General features: G+C 42.4%; 15 protein-coding genes. 10 read left to right on the top strand and 5 right to left on the bottom strand.

The genetic code is table 11. From position 1 onward, the window contains the following. The first annotated feature begins 30 nt into the window (after nt 1–30). The 4 genes from Q0Q74_RS02925 to Q0Q74_RS02910 are packed head-to-tail and all read left to right on the top strand — an operon-like array spanning nt 31 to nt 2,424. On the top strand, nt 31–531 hold the full coding sequence (locus Q0Q74_RS02925) for a YchJ family protein (RefSeq protein ID WP_294428348.1): 501 nt from the start codon (nt 31–33) through the stop codon (nt 529–531). Further along, on the top strand, nt 532–1,308 hold the full coding sequence (gene rlmB / locus Q0Q74_RS02920) for a 23S rRNA (guanosine(2251)-2'-O)-methyltransferase RlmB (RefSeq protein WP_294428346.1): 777 nt from the start codon (nt 532–534) through the stop codon (nt 1,306–1,308). Nucleotides 1,309–1,311: 3 nt separating this feature from the next. Next, nucleotides 1,312–1,995: a TMEM165/GDT1 family protein gene (locus Q0Q74_RS02915; protein ID WP_294428344.1), complete on the top strand. Its 684-nt coding sequence runs from the start codon at nt 1,312–1,314 to the stop codon at nt 1,993–1,995. Nucleotides 1,996–1,998: 3 nt separating this feature from the next. Continuing rightward, nucleotides 1,999–2,424: a hypothetical protein gene (locus Q0Q74_RS02910; protein WP_294428342.1), complete on the top strand. Its 426-nt coding sequence runs from the start codon at nt 1,999–2,001 to the stop codon at nt 2,422–2,424. A 60-nt stretch (nt 2,425–2,484) separates the two neighbouring features. Here Q0Q74_RS02910 and pyrE read toward each other — a convergent pair whose 3' ends face one another. From pyrE to Q0Q74_RS02890, 4 genes are all read right to left on the bottom strand, one after another. After that, on the bottom strand, nt 2,485–3,171 hold the full coding sequence (pyrE, locus tag Q0Q74_RS02905) for an orotate phosphoribosyltransferase (protein WP_294428339.1): 687 nt from the start codon (nt 3,169–3,171) through the stop codon (nt 2,485–2,487). A gap of 600 nt (nt 3,172–3,771) precedes the next feature. Beyond that, nucleotides 3,772–5,025 carry a polysaccharide lyase family 1 protein gene (locus Q0Q74_RS02900; RefSeq protein ID WP_294428337.1) on the bottom strand — a complete coding sequence of 418 codons (1,254 nt, stop codon included), beginning with the start codon at nt 5,023–5,025 and terminating at the stop codon, nt 3,772–3,774. 110 nt (nt 5,026–5,135) lie between these two features. Next, entirely contained in the window at nt 5,136–5,405 is a 270-nt protein-coding gene (locus Q0Q74_RS02895) for an ACT domain-containing protein (protein WP_294428335.1), read from the bottom strand. 54 nt (nt 5,406–5,459) lie between these two features. Beyond that, nucleotides 5,460–6,602 carry an Mbeg1-like protein gene (locus Q0Q74_RS02890; protein ID WP_294428333.1) on the bottom strand — a complete coding sequence of 381 codons (1,143 nt, stop codon included), beginning with the start codon at nt 6,600–6,602 and terminating at the stop codon, nt 5,460–5,462. Nucleotides 6,603–6,705: 103 nt separating this feature from the next. Between Q0Q74_RS02890 and Q0Q74_RS02885 the strand changes: the two genes are divergently transcribed. The 4 genes from Q0Q74_RS02885 to Q0Q74_RS02870 are packed head-to-tail and all read left to right on the top strand — an operon-like array spanning nt 6,706 to nt 10,670. Beyond that, nucleotides 6,706–8,139 (top strand): amidophosphoribosyltransferase, encoded by a 1,434-nt coding sequence (locus Q0Q74_RS02885; protein ID WP_294428332.1) that lies wholly within the window; start codon nt 6,706–6,708, stop codon nt 8,137–8,139. Then, nucleotides 8,136–8,510 carry a CidA/LrgA family protein gene (locus Q0Q74_RS02880; RefSeq protein ID WP_294428329.1) on the top strand — a complete coding sequence of 125 codons (375 nt, stop codon included), beginning with the start codon at nt 8,136–8,138 and terminating at the stop codon, nt 8,508–8,510. The genes Q0Q74_RS02885 and Q0Q74_RS02880 overlap by 4 nt, the downstream gene beginning before the upstream one ends. A 31-nt stretch (nt 8,511–8,541) precedes the next feature. Further along, nucleotides 8,542–9,243: an LrgB family protein gene (locus tag Q0Q74_RS02875; RefSeq protein ID WP_294428327.1), complete on the top strand. Its 702-nt coding sequence runs from the start codon at nt 8,542–8,544 to the stop codon at nt 9,241–9,243. A 38-nt stretch (nt 9,244–9,281) separates the two neighbouring features. Continuing rightward, on the top strand, nt 9,282–10,670 hold the full coding sequence (locus Q0Q74_RS02870; RefSeq protein ID WP_294428325.1) for a GGDEF domain-containing protein: 1,389 nt from the start codon (nt 9,282–9,284) through the stop codon (nt 10,668–10,670). On the opposite strand, the gene Q0Q74_RS02865 is transcribed toward Q0Q74_RS02870, so the two are convergent. Beyond that, the gene (locus Q0Q74_RS02865; RefSeq protein WP_294428324.1) at nt 10,667–11,203 is read right to left on the bottom strand and encodes a hypothetical protein; all 537 of its coding nucleotides are present in this window, start codon (nt 11,201–11,203) and stop codon (nt 10,667–10,669) included. The two genes, Q0Q74_RS02870 and Q0Q74_RS02865, sit on opposite strands and share 4 nt — an antisense overlap. Before the next feature lie 135 nt (nt 11,204–11,338). Here Q0Q74_RS02865 and Q0Q74_RS02860 point away from each other — a divergent pair, with 135 nt between their 5' ends. Both Q0Q74_RS02860 and Q0Q74_RS02855 read left to right on the top strand, forming a co-directional pair. After that, nucleotides 11,339–12,511, top strand: coding sequence for a GGDEF domain-containing protein (locus Q0Q74_RS02860; protein WP_294428323.1), 1,173 nt, complete (start codon nt 11,339–11,341; stop codon nt 12,509–12,511). A gap of 2 nt (nt 12,512–12,513) precedes the next feature. Next, nucleotides 12,514–13,461 carry an HD domain-containing phosphohydrolase gene (locus tag Q0Q74_RS02855; RefSeq protein ID WP_294428321.1) on the top strand — a complete coding sequence of 316 codons (948 nt, stop codon included), beginning with the start codon at nt 12,514–12,516 and terminating at the stop codon, nt 13,459–13,461. Nucleotides 13,462–13,471 lie beyond the last annotated feature (10 nt).

The raw sequence follows: 13,471 nt of genomic DNA, 5'->3' as shown, positions 1-13,471 counted from the left end.
GGACTTTCAACTTTATATAGGAAAACAAAAATGGCAGAAAAAGATTTATGTCCTTGTGGCTCTGGAAAAACTTATGGCGAATGTTGTGAGCCAATCATCAAAGGAACTTCAAAAGCGGCAACAGCAGAAGCATTGATGCGTGCACGCTACACATCTTATGTAAAACAGGAAATCGATTTCATCATCAACTCTTGCGAAGAGGGCGAAAAAATTGCTGAAATTGACCGAAAGGCAACTGAAGACTGGGCAAAAAATTCAACCTGGCACGGCCTCAAAATCCTGCGCACCGAAAAGGGTACCGAAAGCGATGAAGAAGGCATTGTAGAATTTGAAGCTACATACACCGATAAAGGCGGATTGCGTGACATCCATCACGAAGTCGGTTACTTCAAAAAAGTAAACGGTGACTGGCTTTACTCAGTAGGTTCAGTTAAACCGATGACAGTTGTCCGTGAAGGTGCAAAAGTCGGTCGAAATGATCCGTGTCCATGCGGAAGCGGCAAAAAATACAAAAAATGCTGCGGAAGATAAATGAAACAAGTTATTACAGGATTTCATGCAATCGAAGAAAAAGCCCGCTCTGCCTGTGAATCAGGTGAAATCAGCGGTCTTTCTCTTTATTATTCAAAAATCGGCCCACGCGTAAAAAAGATTCTCGATGTTGCTCACACTGCAGGTCTTCCATGCACTCAGGTTGACGGCAAATTCCTCGATTCACTTGTTCAGGGATTAAACGAAGTCGCCCGTGATCACCGGGGAATCGTACTTGTTGATGAAAATGTAGCAGAAAGCCGTCTTAACGAAGTCAACTTCGACACATGGATTGCACAGAGCAATCTTTCAGAAAAACGCTCAACAATCCTCGTGCTTGATTCAATCACCGACCCGCACAACATCGGCGCAATTTTACGCTCATGCGACCAGTTCGGCGTAAATCTCGTGGTCATGCCGCAAAGAAACAGTGTTGGCAATGTAAGCGAGAACGAAATTATCGCGCGAAGTTCTGCAGGTGCGAGTGCCTATGTGCCTTTCGCCGTAGTCAAAAACTTAAATCGTGCAGTTCAAAAAATCAAGGAAGCAAATTTCTGGATTTACGGAGCTGATGCAGGCGGAGAATCCGTTCAGAACCTCACCTTCCCTGCAAAAACCTGTATTGTCATGGGCAGCGAGGGCACAGGGATCAGCCGTCTTTTGGAAGAACAGTGCGATTCAATCGTCTCAATTCCGACCTGCGGTAAAATCGACAGTCTGAATGTTTCGGTCGCCACAGGCGTACTACTTTACGAAAGATACAGGCAAGGTCTCTAATAAATGCTTTCCCTTTTTTTTACGGTTTTTCTTGCCGTGTTTGTCGCGGAAATGGGTGACAAAACCCAGCTTCTTTTGATTGCACTTGCATCAAAGTATAAAGTCCGCGACATTCTTATTGGCACAACTTTATCAATCCTTTTGCTCAACGCACTTGCAGTTCTCGCAGGCGGTCTCCTAAACGAATTTTTGAGCACTCACATCTGGATTGTAAAACTCATTGCATGTCTGGCATTCTTTTACTTTTCAATCACTTCCCTCTTAAAAGAAGAAGATGAAGAAGAATCTTCGGGCAGCAAAATTAAATTCGCACCTCTCGCGGTTTTCTGTATTTTCTTCATTGCAGAATTCGGTGATAAAACACAACTTACGGCAATCACCTTTGGCGCAACGAACGGTCTCAACGCAAATGCCATTGTAATCTGGCTTTCATCATCTCTTGCGCTTTTGTTTGCTGACATAATCGGTCTGTGTGTTGGTCATTTTCTACATGGGAAAACGCCCGACCGTTTTTTCAATCTTCTCGCTTTTGCAGTGTTCGCGGTCTTCGGTTTCGTAAATCTGTTTGACACAATAAACAGCATGAACTTAGTCCAATATACCGTGCCTGTAATTTGCAGCGTCGCGTTTGTTTTTATCCTGATTTGTGCTATAATCTTGATTAAGAACAAAAAAAGAGGAGGATGATTTATGTTTCACATTACGACTAATAAAACCGAAGAATCGTGGACTCGCGGCGATATCAAAAAAGTCAAGCCAAGTGAAGATTCGAACGAAATTCTTGAACGAATAAACAAAATCGACACCTCACAAATGTCTTATTCAACAGCCATTGATTTCTTTAAATTGCAGCTTGGAACATGGCGCCGATTTTACAAAGAGGACGATAATGTTCAGGTTGAAGAAACCTACACCGAAGAAAACAAAAAAATCACCCGCATCAAAAGCCTTAACATCGTGTTTTTCGTGCGCGATTTAGGCGAAGGCAAAATCAAAATCACAAGCGGTTTTGTCGATAAAATCAAAGAGCCGTACGCATATCTTTTTGACCAGCCACCTGTCACTCCAGAACCCGAAAAAGAAGACGACACTTTTGAAGTACTTGAAGGTGTATAAAAACAAAGGGCTACTGTATCATGCAGCAGCCCTTTTTCATTAGAGGCGTTCGAAGCCTCGTTATTTTGCACCATAAATCTCGTAATATTTATCGATTTCGGCCTTTATCTCATCAGTGATAATTTTTTTGTCGCCGTTCGTGTAAAGTGCCTCAACGACATCGGCCATGCTCACGATTGCGCGTGCCGGGAAACCGTATTTTTCAGAAATCACATCGAGTGCGGCTTTTTCTGAATCAGGAGCCTTTTCCATGCGGTTCAAACTCACAATCTCACCCACGATTTTGATTCCGCCCTCTTTCGTTTCTTGGGTTTTGATTTTTGGATAAGTTTCTTCTATAGATTTGCCAGAAGTCGTGACATCCTCAATAATCACAACCCGGTCTCCATCCTGAATTTTGTAACCGAGAAGCGCACCTTTGTCGGCACCATGATCTTTTTCTTCTTTTCGGTCTGAGCAATACTTGATTTCCTTGCCGTAAAGTTCTGAATAAGCCACAGCCGTCACGACTGCAAGAGGAATACCCTTGTATGCTGGTCCGAAAAACACATCGATTTCATCACCGAAATTGTCGTGAATTGCCTTGGCATAATATTCACCCAAACGCTTGAGCTGACTTCCTGTAACATATGCCCCCGCGTTCATAAAAAACGGAGACTGACGGCCGCTTTTGAGCGTGAATGAACCAAATTTTAGAACCGAGCACTCAACCATGAATCTAATAAACTCTTCTTTGTAAGCTTCCATTTTAAATATCCCCATTTTGAAAACATTGTGCACACGGATGTGCACCACAGACAAAGAGAAACAAAGTTTCTCGGTACTTTGTGAAAAATCAGGAGGATTTTTCATCAAAGTACAAATTCTTTTTTGTACTGTTCCATAGAAATGATTATAGCGAAAACTCAGAAAATAAGAAACAGGCGGTGCCGGCTTCGCCGTCGCTATGTACGCCTTTCCGCTTTCGCTCCATTCTTCCGCTCGCTACGCTCACTCCAGAACGCCTTACGGCGAGGCTCCCAGCGCTCACCGTTGACACCGTTTAAAAAAAGAAAACCTCCAGCTTATGGAGGTTTATAGTTTGCCTCGAATCAATGAATTGACGGGCATTTTATTAGTTCCTGCATAACCGCAGGTGGAGTTGAATGTAATCACGAGACCCCCAAGGAGTCAGGCCTTTTTGTCGGAAATTGCATTACGCCTCCTTTCGTGCAGCAGGTGTGCGTCCTCATCTCGCTCCTCACTACATCTTTAGGATAGCACACTTCTGTAGAAATGCAAGTCTTTTTTTCAAAAAATTTGCATTTTTTTTCAAATTTTATGTTTTTTTTACTTTTCCGACAAAATTTACATATCTTTTCCGTCAAAAATCACGGTAGCACCGCTTCCAGCTTCACTTTCAAGAATCGCAGGAATATCCTTCGCTTCATCAAGCCTGTAGTCGTAATCTGGTGTGAACGGTTTTGCTGACTGTGTGCTTACGGATTTGCTTCCTTCACTTCGCGATTTGAAAACATTTCCGCTTATATAGCATTTGCCTTTGCTTCCGTCAGAAGATGTAATGCAGTACCCCACGCCTCCGCCAAAATAATTGTTCTCAGCGATGACCGTGTAGTTTGCTCCGCGAAGGGCTATGCTGGCATTCTGCTTATAATAAGCGTTTTTGTCGCGCTCGTAGCTGTTGTTGAATATGTGCATATTTGCAAGAGCCGCCATTGGAAGCCGCTGGCCGCAGTTAAGAAATCTGTTGTGATGAACAGTTATGCTGCTTCCCGTGTCAGATGTGCTGTTTCCTATGAGCATCGTTTTGTCGTGATTTTTGAAAAAACAGTACGATACGACTACATTTGAAGAGCCTTTGGTGATGTCGCAAAGACCGTCGTAAGTCTGCCATTTTTCCTTGCCACCGCCCGAAATGGTCACATTCTTATAAAGCATCGTATCCTCGAGCGTACAATGGTCTATCCAGACATTTTTTGAGCCGATTATTGCAATATTATCCCATTGTGCATTGAATCCGTCGTTCTTTTCGTGGTGCGGGAAAGGGTCATAGCCATCCTGAATCGTGATGTTACGGACTATGACATTGGAGACAGAAGAAATCTGAATTGTACCGCCTTTTATGACAGCATCGTTTAGACCGATAAGAGTTGTGTCCGATTTTAAGTTCAGCTTGATTTTTACACCGTACGCTTTGTTTAATTTCCATAAAGTTGAGCCCAGTTTGGATTCCGGTGAACTTGAAGAGTTATCTTTTGTGGAAGATTTGCACCCGGCAGCATAAGCCGCTTGAAATTCAGAATATGTCTTATACGCGCCGTTCGTGTTTTCTTTGACAAAGGAATCAAGTGCGGGCGTACTTCCGCCAGCTTCATTCGGAAGACAGCCTTCAGAAACATCAATCGTTCCGTTTAGATAAATCAGACCGCCTTTTGCCAATGCAGAAACAAGCTCCTGTTTTGTGCTTACGGTAATGCCAGTTTCGTTTTTAGGCGCAACTGAAGCAAATCCAACGGGCAAATCGCCTGGATTAATGGACGGAACGGCAAAAATCGAAGAGATTGAAAGAAATGCTAAGACCGAAAAGAGATGTTTTTTCATTTAGTTCCTTACAAATCCGCCTGGACAAAACACGGAATTGTAAGGAGAGTTTAATGCAAGAAATCCGCGTTTTACAGAAAGAAAACAGACTTATTTTTATATAAATCTGATTAAATTCTGTGCATTGATGAGAAGACCTTTTCTGCCATTACATTGATTTCAACACCCATTTCTTCACTTGCCGATGTAAGCACGGAACGAAGTTCATCGATAGAAATGTCAGACTCTTCGAGAGAGACCATCATCATCATAACGAAATTGCCTGAAAGAATCGTCTGTGTGATGTCAGCAATGTTAACTTTATGCTCTGCGAGAAGTGCGCTCACTTTCGCAATGATTCCAACTTTGTCGCTTCCAACGACAGTAATAATCGCGTTCATAATTCATAATTCTATCTGAAATCACATTCTTAGTCAAAAGCCGCTTATTGACTGCTATTCAAGTTCATCTCGCTTGACCGCCAGCACGGTTTTTACGAAATCACCAGCAAGTTTTACCGCACTGTCGCGAATTTCACTGTCCAGCCGGGCAAATGCCTTTATGATTTTGCCAGTGTTTTTGAGTGCGTCCTTGCTCAAATCAGTGTTAGAGACAGCATTTGTTGAATCAAGAAGACCGAAAATCGTCTCAACAAACTGCTCGCGCTGCTCGGGCTGAATTTCTTCGAACCACTTATTGAATGATTTGAAGAAAAGCTCACTGCCTGAATCAAGTTCGTCTTTTTCTGCAAACTGAACGCCTTTTACGAACCATGAGAACGGATTATGCTGCATCAAGAATTTTTCATCACTGAGAACGATTTTGAACGAATCATAATGATGGAAGAGCATACCGATGATTGAAAACTGCGGGAAAACAGAGCGAATTTTTGATTTGACTGAGAAGAATTTATCTGAATCAAGGTCGTTCTGAGAAAAGCCTGGTCCGTCAAAATTGTATACATTTACGAGATTCTTTTTTGCCTTTTCGTTCAGGCTCGCAGAAGCATAAACTGCAAGATTTCCGCCCTTTGAATGTCCGCCGACAAAAATTTCAGATTTTTTGAATGCAGAAGAGGCGTTTTCGAGATAAGCTGCGGCATCGGCCTGTGCAGGAACTTCATCAAGAAAAGCGAGATTGAAATCCTCTTTCCAGCCGACAATCGTATCATCCGTGCCCCGGAAAGCGACAAAAATCTGCCCCTTGTTAAGGACTGTTGAATCACCTGTAACGAAGGTGACGGCGGAAAACTGCTCTTCTTTTTCGGCATTGTATTCGCTCACAAAAGCAGTGACATCAACATCGCCAAAACGAAGCGATTCACCGGCCTTTTTAAGAAGTTCAATTGATTTTTTATCAATCAATACACCCAAATCAGAGCGGGATTCAAAATCAGTGGAAGCAAAGAAAATCTTCGCCAATTCTGACAGTTTAATAGAAGAATCAAACGAAGCTGGTACAAGATTCGAGAAATTCAAATATGAAAGCTGACAGAAGATAAGCGCGTCAACTTCATTAAAAGGCGAAACTTCAAAGGTCAAATCATCGCGCCAGTCAATATAATCACAAATATCAAATTTTTTGCTTTCCTTATTCATACCTTAATTCTAAATCATAATTCCGATTCACTCAAATTGATTTTTATGCTATATTTTGCATTAAGTTACATTTAATGTATATTTAAAAATCAGGAGATTCAAAATGGGCGGCATCTTCGGGGTTGCTTCAAAAGGCAACTGTACTTTGGACTTGTTTTTCGGCGTTGACTATCATTCACATCTTGGCACCCGTCGCGGCGGTCTTGCTGTATGGGGCAGCGACAATAAATTCCACAGATCAATCCACAACATCCAGAATTCACCTTTCCGAACAAAATTTGAAAACGATGTTGAAGTAATGGACGGTCACATCGGAATCGGCTGTATTTCCGACTATGAACCGCAGCCGCTTTTGGCACGCTCACATCTCGGAAGTTTTGCCGTTACAACTGTCGGAGTTGTCTCTAATAAGGATGAACTTGTAAAAGAACTTTTGGATAATGGCGGCTCTTTCCTTGAAATGAGCGGCGGCGAAATCAACCAGACAGAGCTTATTCTCGCCCTGATGAACACACAAAAAACAATCCTTGATGGAATCCGATATGTTCAGTCAAAAATCCAAGGCTCAATCACGATGCTCGTTGCCACTCCTGATGGCATTTACGGTGCAAGAGATAAAATGGGGCGCACACCTCTTCAAGTCGGAATCAAAAAGGATGTAAAAGGCTCGATTCTTGCACACTGCCTTAGTTTTGAAAGTTTTGCCTACATCAATCTTGGCTACAAGGATTTGCATGAACTTGGTCCGGCCGAAATCGTTTATGTCACTTCTGACCGCTACGAAGTTTTGCAGGAACCACAAAAAGAAATGAAAATCTGCACCTTCCTGTGGATTTATTACGGCTATCCGACGGCCTGTTATGAGGGCGTAAATGTTGAGGCAATGCGCTATAACTGCGGAAAATATCTTGCCATGCGCGACAAGGATGACAATATTCACCCGGACTGTGCGGCAGGTGTTCCGGATTCGGGCACGGCACATGCAGTCGGTTATGCAAACGAGGCAGGAATTCCGTTTACAAGACCATTCATCAAATACACTCCGACATGGCCACGCTCGTTCATGCCGACAAACCAGGAACAGCGAAATTTAATTGCACACATGAAGTTGATTCCGGTTCAGCAGCTGATTAAAAACAAGAGCATTTTGCTGATTGATGACTCAATCGTGCGCGGAACTCAGCTTCGCGAAACCACGGACTTTTTGTATCAGTCTGGTGCAAAGGAAGTTCATGTGCGACCGGCTTGTCCGCCAATCATGTTCGGCTGCAAATACCTCAATTTCTCACGTTCAAAAAGCGAAATGGATTTGATTGCACGCCGCGTCGTAAAACAGTTTGAGGGCGACAATGTAAGCGCTGAAACTCTGGCAAAATACTGCGACCCGGACACCCCTGAATACGCAAAAATGCAGGAAGAAATCCGAAAGCAGCTTCACTTTACCACACTTCGCTTCCACCGTCTGGACGACATGCTAAACAGCACCGGCCTTCCCCACGAAAAGCTGTGCACTTATTGCTGGAATGGTAGAGAATGAGACTCGTCAAACAATTTTGTATTTTGGTCATCACTTGTTTTATCGGTGAGATTCTCCATGCGGTCATACCGCTTCCGGTGCCTGCAAGCATTTACGGACTTGTGCTCATGTTCTGTGCCTTGCAGTTCAAGATTATGCCGCTGTCTGAAGTGGAACAGGTTTCTGACAGCATTCTTTCAATCATGCCGCTTTTGTTTATTCCGTCTACGGTCGGCCTGATTCTTGCATGGGATATTCTAAAAGTCTGGTGGCTTCAGTTCCTGATTATCGGGATTTTGGGAACGATGGTCGTGTTCTTTGTGACCGGGCATGTCACTCAGCTTGTGATTCGGCTTTTGAAAAAATCAAAGGACAAGAAAAACACGGATTAGAAATTCATCTGTGGTTAAATAAGGTAATTATATGGACTCGGTTTCTGATTTTTTGACCAATTCAACTTCTTTCGGACTCTTCATTTCGCTTGTCTGCTTCTGGATTGCAGATTTAATCTATAAAAAGACGAAATTTGTCCTTTTCGCACCTTTGCTTGTTTCATGCACCTTCATAATCATTTTTCTGGTCATTTTTAAGATTCCATACGAAAAATATCTTGAGGGAGCAAAATTTCTCTACTATTTAATGACTCCGTGCACTGTTGCGCTCGCGATTCCTCTTTACCGCCAGTTTTCAAAGCTCAAAGAAAATGCCCTTGCAATCATCCTTGGAATTTTGAGCGGGATTCTTGCGAACGGATTTTTCATCTTCGGAATGTGCTGGTTTTTCAAAATCGGTCACACGGAATATGTTTCACTGCTCCCAAAATCAATCACCACACCAATTGGCATTGCACTGTCAAATCAGAACGGCGGAATCGAATCTGTTACAATCCTTTTGATTTCAATCGCCGGTAATCTTGCGAACATCTTCGGAATCATTTTCTGTAAGCTGTTCAGAATCAAAGAGCCTGTAGCCTGCGGTCTTGCCTGCGGAACCAGCGGTCACGCAATGGGAACAGCAAAAGCCTTTGAAATGGGCGAAGTCCAGGGAGCAATGAGCGGCCTTTCAATCGCAGTATGCGGAGTCCTCACAGTAGTAATTATGCCTTTCTTCGTAAATCTGATTTAAGGTTTGCAAAAAATGAAATTCCGTTTTATCATTAAGAAATGGACTTTCAGAGCTTCGTCAATACATTTTCCGTCTCCTGTGCAGTTCTATCTGTTAAAAAATCATCTACTGGACATCCCGGCGAAATCCGCATCGTAAAATCAAATGACATCTACAAATCAGCAATGGGTGTCGCACGCTACAGGGACAACATGATTTACTCTGAACTCGTGCCAAAAGAACTTCTGTTCGAAGATTATTGTTATCGTTGCGCGTTCAAAAAGCAAAAACTGAACACTTATCTAGAAACACCGGGGCTTCACTGCTGGTCCGTGCTCACGCTCATTCCAATTGAGGGCGGAAATGAAGAAATCGGTTACTGTGCATTTTTCCTTGAACAAACCCGAAATGTAAACCCCGAAATTTTCTCTCAGGTTTCAGCACAAACGGCCGCTTCGGTCATCAAAAGCTGCGTTGCCCTTCGCGGAGAAGATGATTTTCAAACAAGCATAAATGATGTCATCGCGGAAATTCAGCAAAAAGCAGAATCATTCTGCTGTGTTCTCCTTACATTGGACAGAATCAACGAAAAATATGAGGTTCTTGCAGAAAAATTCCGTGACCGCGAAGGAAAAGTTCGAAATTACGAAAAACACCTGACTTACGAAGTCGTAAATTCATGGGAAGAAACTATCGGCAACACTTTTGGCGTAGTCGTCAAGGATGAGCACGACATGCAGCTTCTCAACGAAAGAAATCCCATCTGGGTAGAATCGCTCAAAGCATCCGATGTCAAAAATTTGATTCTTTATCCGCTCAAACAGTCTAAAAAAATCATCGGTTACATTTTCATCACCAATTTTGACACAAGTAAACTTCTTGAAATACAGGAAGTGATTGATTTGACGGCATTTTTTATCTCGTCAGAAATTGCAAGTCATTATCTCATGAAAAAGCTCGAACTTTTAAGCAACACTGACATTCTTACTGGTGTCCGAAACCGCAACGCAATGAATACGCGGGTTGATTTATTCGTCACAAAAGAACAGCTTGTTGTACCACCATTTGGTGTAGTCTTCGCCGATTTAAACGGTCTCAAGCAGATTAACGACAATAAAGGTCACGAAGCGGGTGACAACCTCATCAAATCGGCGGCACAAATCATTAAGCAGGTCTTTAAGAACTATGAAATTTATCGTGCAGGTGGTGACGAATTCGTTGTAATCTGTCCGGCCTGCGATGAATCAGAATTCGTCAGAAAGGTTCTTGAATTAAAGGCAAAAACTGTCTATGGTTCACCGGTTTGTCTTGCTGTCGGCTCTCATTGGGACATGTACGGAGAAAATCTCCGGCTTGCAATGCACCTTGCCGACGAGCAAATGTACAAAGAAAAAGAAGAATTCTACAGGCAGCACGCTGAAATGCGCAGAAATATCCGGGAACTTTAATCAGCTGATTTTTTCAAATTCTTTCTCAGAAGGATTTTTAGGAAAAGCGGCTGAAGAACGAAAATCAGCACAAATCCGGCAATCATCGAAATCAAAAGGCCATGCAGGAACATCGGCAAAAACTGAATCTGTGGAAGAGAATCGGCTGATGCACCATGAGAGACGGCCTCAGCAATTCCACGCTTTGCTCCCATAAATGCAAGCGCGACCATCAAAAGCGTAATCAGCGGTGTGTAAAAAATATCAGAAATCAAAGAATCCATGCAATGAAAAGGCAGAGTGCGTTCTTTTAATCCCAAAGAAGCACAAACAGCGAGCGAAGTCTTACGGACAGGCAGACACAATCCAATCAAAAAGCTAAGAGCCGTGCTGAGTACAAAGCTCAAAATCCACGCTTTAATCTCAAAATGCCCCGAAGAAAGCAGCCCTATTAATGAAAGAAAAAAGCTCAAACTCACGCCCATCAGAATGCACATGATTTTGCCGATTTTGCGCTGCTGTTCTGCAAATGCAGTTTTTTGATTGTTTTCCATATCTTAATCTCCATTTCGAGCATTATAACATAAATCTCCAAAATCTCAATTTTTTTGAAATCAAAAACGAATAAATTTGCGGTTTTAGATTTTTGCATTTACAATATATAAAATACTTTGAGAGGAAACGGTAATATGACGAAACGAAGCTTCAACTATTACGGTTACACAAAAGAATCGTACAAAGAATGTTCTGGTTTAATCCGTAGTACAAACAGAAAGCACATCACGATTTTGACAACATGGTTTTTCTTCATCAATTTGCTCTATATCGTGTTTTCTTTTCTCAATCTCTTCGGAGTCAGTCAGGAAAGAGTGCCGTTCTACTTTTCATTTGCCATGCTGAGCCTTGCTTTTGACATCTGGCTTATTGTATTTCCAAAATCCGTTGAAAAGCACAATTATCTTGCTGTTTTTGCAAGTATTTCAATGTTTTTTATCTACGGCATTTTAAGTTCCGTAGCACAGCCGTACATGCCAGCGACCATGATGCTCATCGTTCTTACGCTCACTTCCCTTTCATATATCGGAAGGATGTACATAATGATTTTAATTGCGATTGTTGGTATCTCGTTTTTTCTTACTACTTCTTACCTTTTTAAGACTTTTTCCATCGCATACCACGACACTTACAATGTAATGGTCGTTTTTACGCTCGCAGTCACGCTGCACTACACTTTCCAGCGAACGCGGGTCGCACAGTTCATCCTTTATCAGAAAGACCTTCAAATTCAAAAAGAACTTGAAATTAAATCTAGTTTTGATGCGCTCACTTCACTCTTGAACCGAGGCCGCTTTTTCTCAATCACAGCAGAAATTCTTCGTCAGAAAACAGATGAATACATGGCTCTCTGCATTCTCGATTTGGACGAATTCAAGCAGATTAACGACAATCTCGGTCATCAGATGGGCGACAAAGTAATCCAGACTGTCGGAAAAACGCTCATTCAAGCCCTTGGCCTTGGTATCGATGACAAAGAGCGCATGGAAATCTCAAAATGGGAGTTAAACAATTTCCGAAGTCTTGCAGGCCGTCTCGGTGGCGATGAATTCATTCTCTTCCTTCGCGGCAAAAAATCACAGACTGAAGTACGGGAACTCTTGCAAAGTGTGTTGGACTCGCTCAATGCAGTAAGATTTGACGGACTCGAAGGAATTCACGCTTCATTCGGTGTCACTGAACTAGCAGCAAATGACAGGGACATAGACAATGCCTATAAGCGTGCCGATGAAGCTCTTTACGAGTCAAAGCGCTCTGGAAAAAACCAGATTCACTTCAGCTCGGAGTCAGTTCCAGGAGACGCATAATTATGGTTCACTTAAATTTTATCGATTCAATTGTTGTTTCCGAATATCTTATTCTCATAAGCATCCTGCTAATGCTTATCAACTTTTTGCTCAGTATTTTCTATCTCTACATACGGCATGACGCACTCTACAATAACAGCGGCACAAAATTTCTGGCAAACATCATCATTTTGACTACGGAAGTCGCTTTTATTTTCGCATCGTCAGTAATTCTCACAAATGAAAATCTGGCCCAACAATTTTGCATACCGCAAATCACTTTTGCCGCACTTTTTACGGTCATGCTCACCTGGGGATTCATTCAAATGAACGGTCTGAGCGACAGGTCTATGGAAGTCCTTGAAACTCTGGTCGGAGTAATCGAAGCTGGAGACGAAAATCTTGACGGTCACTCTCTTCATGTTCAGAATCTCAGCATGCTCATATACGAGCATCTTTCACCATTTGAGCGAATTAAAATCAATCCGGTCAACCTTCAGTATGCGGCCCTTTTTCTTGATATCGGCAAACTCGGTGTACCAAGAAGCATAATCGCCAAAAAGGGCAAACTTCTTCCAAAAGAACGCGAACTGATTCAAAGACATCCTGAAATCTGTGAGGCAATTTTCTCAAAGATTCCTTCATTCACAACAGTCACATATTGGATTAAATATCACCATGAACGCGTGGACGGAAACGGCTATTATAAAAAGAAAGGAAACGAAATTCCTCTCGCATCACGGATTCTCGCTATTGCAGACACTTATTCCGCAATCACAATGTCACGCTCTTACCGCGCTTCTCTTCCATACGAGAATGCGATTTCAGAGCTAAGGCTTGTTGCGGGAACACAGCTTGACAAAGAACTTGTAGACATTTTCTGCAACATTCCAAAGGGCAAAGTTCTTGACTGTATGAACGATGTCAGGAACCGCATGAAGAAATATCAGGCCGGTGAATTCCGCTGGTAAGATTGTCAAA

The organism is uncultured Treponema sp. (assembly GCF_946187725.1).
Lineage (GTDB): Bacteria > Spirochaetota > Spirochaetia > Treponematales > Treponemataceae > Treponema_D.
This window is presented reverse-complemented; position numbering and strand designations above follow the sequence as displayed.